Raw genomic sequence first — 1,465 nt, forward strand, 5'->3', positions numbered from 1 at the left:
GGATGATGGTCGGAATTGACAAACGCCGTGACAGGGAGAGACGAAACAATCCAGACCCAAAGTGTGTAAATGTTGCTGTGAGCCTCCGTTACCATCGGCAGAGTCAGAGTCAAGGAAGCTGTTGAAAGAGCCTGCAGGGCGGGCGGTGGCTTCCTGAGCTTGCTGTCCCGATGACTCTGATGGCGGAAGTTGTGGCTGGTCATTGCCAGAGCCAGACATCGTAATGATGGCCGCCAGCGGGTGAGCCTGACACCGCTCTTTTTGTGCAATCGGATTAAACGACGATGATTTTATATTCCAATAACTCTTTAAAAGCCAGGCGATAGCGACAACCTCTTCTACAGGTAGCCGTGAATAAGAGGTGAAACTTAGTGGGGTGTTTTTGCTGGTCAGGATCAGTTCGTAACCCACCAGCAGATAATTGGCGTAAAGCCATGGCCACGAAATGGATTCAATGATGGTCGTTTTTTGCGTGCAGCCGTCTGGTCTGACTTGTTTCTTATCAGCCGGTAAATATGATCCTTCATAACCCTTGGTGTAGGCAATGTCTGACATGGTGCCCGACATTGTATGCTGGTCAGGGGTTATAGAAACGTTCCGGTTTGGAAAACCTGTGTTCTGTTCAAACAAGACAACAAAGCGCCACGTCAACGGTTGAGCCTGACAGACGACGGACAATGTCATTATTGACAGTGGTGCTGCGAAGAGTGAGTGTTTAATCATTCTACCCTGGCATTCTGGTGTAAAGAGGGGAAGGATAGATCAAGAGCATAACTCAAGTTATGCAGTGAACCGTTCCTTTGACTGCCCCAGCTCTGCCCCTGCCCCGGTCAGGGCTCTCACGCAGTCGTTATTGCCCTTCCGTGCTGCGATTGAAAGCCGGGGTGGCGTCATTCGAAGTCCGGAAGACGTGGAGATCCGCCCCGGCGTTGATCAGGACTTTTACGCAGTCGATTTTGCCCTTTCGGACTGCGATGCACAACGGTGTGGTGCCATTCGACAAGGCAGCGTTGAGATTCGCCCCGGCGTTGATCAGTACTTCCACAGAGTCGGTATTGCCCTTCAGGGCTGCGACGTACAGCGGTGTGACACCATGAAGATAGGCAGCGTTGACATCTGCCCCTGCTTCGATCAGGGCTTTCACAATATCGGTATGACCGTTCTGGACTGCAATATACAGAGAGGTAACGCCACCCGTGGTCCGGGCGTTGAAATCCGCCCCGGCTTCGATCAGGAGTTTCACGATGTCGGTATGGCCGTTCTGGGCTGCAAGATACAACGAGGTGACGCCACTCGCACTCCGGGCGTCGGGATCTGCCTTGGCTTCGATCAGGAGTTTCACGATGTCGGTATGGCCCTTCCGGACTGCGATGAGCAGCGGGGTGACGCCACTCGCATTCCGGGCGTTGGGATCTGCCTTGGCTTCGATCAGGAGTTTCACGATGTCGGTATGGCCGTTCTGGGC

2 protein-coding genes are annotated in these 1,465 nt (G+C 53.3%); both read right to left on the minus strand.

The annotated features are described in order from the left end of the window. On the minus strand, window positions 1-723 hold a 723-nt coding region (locus KDK16_RS11760; RefSeq protein ID WP_257276264.1), incomplete at its 3' end, for a hypothetical protein. 127 nt (window positions 724-850) lie between these two features. Next, window positions 851-1,441 carry an ankyrin repeat domain-containing protein gene (locus tag KDK16_RS13645; protein ID WP_373690985.1) on the minus strand — a complete coding sequence of 197 codons (591 nt, stop codon included), beginning with the start codon at window positions 1,439-1,441 and terminating at the stop codon, window positions 851-853. Between the last annotated feature and the right edge of the window lie 24 nt (window positions 1,442-1,465).

It is taken from the genome of Endozoicomonas sp. SESOKO4 (assembly GCF_024606275.1).